The organism is Stenotrophomonas sp. 2YAF22, from assembly GCF_052114665.1.
Classification (GTDB): Bacteria; Pseudomonadota; Gammaproteobacteria; order Xanthomonadales; family Xanthomonadaceae; genus Stenotrophomonas; species Stenotrophomonas indicatrix.
On the sequence record NZ_JBFRFE010000464.1, the window covers coordinates 1 to 3,479 of the forward strand.

The window sequence follows — 3,479 nt, forward strand, 5'->3', positions numbered from 1 at the left end:
CCGTTCGTGCTCGGCCACGCCCAGGACGTGACCGCGCTGCGCCTGCAGGAAGAGCGCTTGCGCGAACTGTCGCTGAAGGATCCGCTGACCCAGTGCCACAACCGCCGGTACCTGCATCGGCTCGACGACGTCGCCTCACGGTCGTGGGCCTGCCTGGTGTTCGACCTGGATCACTTCAAACAGGTCAACGACACCCTGGGGCACCGTCGTGGCGACACGGTGCTGGTCGAGTTCGCCGACTTCCTGCGCGCGCCGCTGCAGGCCAATGAGGCGGCAGTGCGGTTGGGCGGCGACGAGTTCCTTGTGGCGCTGATCGAACCGGCGGCCGGGCGGCTGGCTGCGCTGGAAGCCTGGTATGCGGGCAACGCCGCGCGTGCTTCCACCGCGTTCTCGATGGGCGCCGCCGTCAACGTCCCCGGCGAACCCGTGGCCGACACCATCCACAAGGCCGACAGCCGGCTGTATCGCACGCGGGCCAGGGTACGTCGCGAGATGCGTCCGCAGGGGAGTGCCGACTAGCGGGTAACGGTGACCCACGTAGGCGCATGATCGCTGGCCTTCTCCTGCAGCCGCACCCAACGATCGACACCCGCATCCTCAAGCCCTTTGGCCAGTACCGGGTTCAGCAGAAGATGATCGATGCGCAGGCCGCGATCGCGTTCGGCGTGCTGGCGGAAATAGTCCCAGAAGGTGTAGATGCGCTGGTCGCCATGCACCGTGCGCAGGGCGTCGGTCCACCCCTGCGCCAGCAGCCGCTGGAAGGCATCGCGGACCTCCGGCTGCATGAGCGCATCGCGCCGCCACGAGGCCGGGTCGTACACATCCTCGTCGTCTGGAATGACATTGAAATCCCCCAGCAGCAGTGCCGGGTGCGGAAGATCGACCAGGGTGCGCGCATGGCGGATCAGCCGCTGCATCCATCGCAGCTTGTAGTCGAACTTCGGCCCCGGCTGGGGATTGCCGTTGGGCAGGTACAGCGCCGCAACCACAACGCCATGCACGGCAGCTTCCAGGTACCGGCTCTGCGTATCGGCCGGTTCGCCGGGCAGGCGACGCCGGCTTTCGATCGGCATGGCATCGCGGGCCAGTATCGCCACCCCGTTCCAGCGCGCCATACCCTGCCCGCTCCAGCGCGTCGACCGGAAAGGCGGCATCGACCGCCTTCAGCTCCTGCAGTGCCACCACGTCGGGCGCTTCACGCTGCAACCAGGACAGCAGATGCGGCAAGCGCGTGCCGATGCCGTTGACGTTGAACGTGGCAATGCGCAGTGTCTTGCGGCGAGCCATTGCGGAAGTACCCGGGCGGCGGGCCTGCAGTATTGGCGAGGCGGCATGCAGGCAGCGTGGAGGACGCCACACGCAGGTTCACGGCGTTGCCGGGCCCGTCCCTGGCAGGAAGTTCGCCATCCGGTCCAGCTCGTCCTCCAGCGCATTGCTGAATGCCACGTCCCCTGGTGCGCTGCCATCGACATAACCGAAGCTGGGCTGCAGCTGTCCATCCTTCGCCGCGACATTGGCCCAGCCGATCACCTGGTCGCGCCACAACAGCGGCAGCGCGTAGTAGCCGAAGCGACGCTTGGCCGCCGGGGTGTAGGCCTCGAACCGGTACACCCAGCCCCAGAGCAGTTCGAACCGTCGCCGATCCCAGGCCACCGGATCGAACGGCGCGAGCAGCCGCACCTGTTCATCGGCCTGGTAGCGCCGCGAACGGGGGTTCTCGTCGGCCGGCCAGTACCAGGTGGCTCCATCGATGCTGCAGCCCGCCAGCTGCTCGCGCGCCAACCGCAGTGCCTGCTGGATCTCCTCCGCCAGATGCGGTGCGCCATAGCCCAGAAGCCGCGCCAGATAGGTGAGGCTCGCCGAAGGCAGCGGCGCATACTTGCGCACCACCAGATCGATCAGTGCCGTGGCGCGCTGCAGGCGTGCAGCCTTGCCGCCATCCGCCGGTGCATGTGCCGCAACGGCATAGATGCGGGTACCGCTGTCACGACGATGGATGCGCAGCATGCCGCGATAGTGCATGCCGTCCAGCAGGTGGGTGCTGGCGTTGCTGGTGCCGCCCCAGTAGTTGGTCACCCGGCCATGCGCGAACGCCTGGTCGACTTCGCGCGGATGCACCGCCCCCCGCTCCTGCACGAACGCCAGCACGTCGGCTGCCTTGCGCCGCGTGCTCGCGTCCCATGGCCTGCGGGACACCCGGGGATGCATCAGGGACAGGTGTTCACGCGGCAGGAAGCCGTAGTTGACCAGGAAGTCTTCCTCGATCGGCAGTCGGCTGTAGCGGCGCTCCAGGTCCCCGGCCCGGTAGCCCTTCACCCGGTGCCGCAGGGTCAGGTCCTGGGCGCGTGCGGGCGCACGGATGGGGTCGGCCTGCACGAAGCCCAGCCGACGGATCGCTGTCAGCAACGTGGTAGGCGTGAACAGCGTGCGGGCTACGGCGTAGCGGCGCAGATCATCGAGGGTCGGCGAGGTCGGCATGGGCCGATTGTAGGACTGCCGGCCGCCCCGCTGCAGGACGTCATCCGCGCAAGGCGCACCGGATCCGCTGGCGCGCCGCTTACAATCTCCCCAGCAGGCCACAGCCAAGGGAATCGCGTGCCACCGTTCAACCTGTTCCAGCGCCTGTCGCAGGCGCCGACCAACCCGCGCACCGACACTGCACCGCGCACATTCGATGTGGCCGAACTGTACGAAGGGCCGGTGCGCCTGCAGGACGATGCAGCCGCCGCGCCGCTGCGGCTGGACGAGAAACTGCGCCAGGCCTACTTCTGGATCGTCAACAACGCGATCATCAGCCCGCACTACGACATCGAGTACCACGAAGGCCCCTCCGCCTCGTTCGCGGTGGGTGACACACGGCGGCCGCTGACCCTGCCATCGGCGCAGAGCTATTCCAGTTACGTGCTGCTGCCGCTGCTGACCTTCGCCACCCGCCGCAAGTGCCTGTTCGTGGGTGGGCCAGGGCGCGGCAAGACCGCCAGCGCGATCCTGATGGGCGTCCTGGCCGGCTATCCGGTCCGCGAGGTGCGCCGGGCGATGCAGCACGGGCACCCGCAGATGACCATCGCCGATCTGCTCGGCAACCCCCTGCCCGCCGACCTGGTGGCCGCGCAGGACATGGCGGACATCCGCATTGCCTGGCGGTCGTGGTTGGGCATGCGGGTGAAGATCATCGACGAATACAACCGCATTCCCACCCGCACCCAGAGCGCCCTGCTGACGGTGATGGGCGACAACTACGCCGAGATCCTCAACCACGTCTACGAATGCCCGGAATCGGCGTGGTACCTGACCGCCAATGATGATCGCGGCGGCGGCACGTATCAGGTGATCGAAGCCCTGCGCGATCGCATCGACGTGGTGGTGCAGGCACTGGCATTCAACCCGCGGTTCCTGGAAGAGATGCTGCTGCGCATCGAGCAGGACATCCGCCCGGAAGAAGTCGTGCCGCGTGACATCATCTTCAGCGAGGCCGAGGG

Annotated in this window: 3 protein-coding genes and 1 pseudogene; 2 read left to right on the top strand and 2 right to left on the bottom strand. The window is 67.6% G+C overall.

Going from position 1 to position 3,479, the window contains the following annotated elements; genetic code table 11:
• The coding region (locus tag AB4Y84_RS16485; protein WP_442250461.1) for a GGDEF domain-containing protein at positions 1–519 on the top strand (519 nt) is incomplete at its 5' end.
• Here the strand turns inward: AB4Y84_RS16485 and AB4Y84_RS16490 are convergent.
• Together AB4Y84_RS16490 and AB4Y84_RS16495 are read right to left on the bottom strand one after the other, a co-directional pair.
• Positions 516–1,206, bottom strand: a pseudogene (locus AB4Y84_RS16490) (exodeoxyribonuclease III). The gene AB4Y84_RS16485 and the pseudogene AB4Y84_RS16490 sit on opposite strands and share 4 nt — an antisense overlap.
• Positions 1,207–1,365: 159 nt before the next feature.
• On the bottom strand, positions 1,366–2,478 hold the full coding sequence (locus tag AB4Y84_RS16495; protein WP_442243632.1) for a DNA glycosylase AlkZ-like family protein: 1,113 nt from the start codon (positions 2,476–2,478) through the stop codon (positions 1,366–1,368).
• Between the two features lie 117 nt (positions 2,479–2,595).
• Here AB4Y84_RS16495 and AB4Y84_RS16500 point away from each other — a divergent pair.
• On the top strand, positions 2,596–3,479 hold an 884-nt coding region (locus AB4Y84_RS16500; RefSeq protein ID WP_442250462.1), incomplete at its 3' end, for an AAA family ATPase.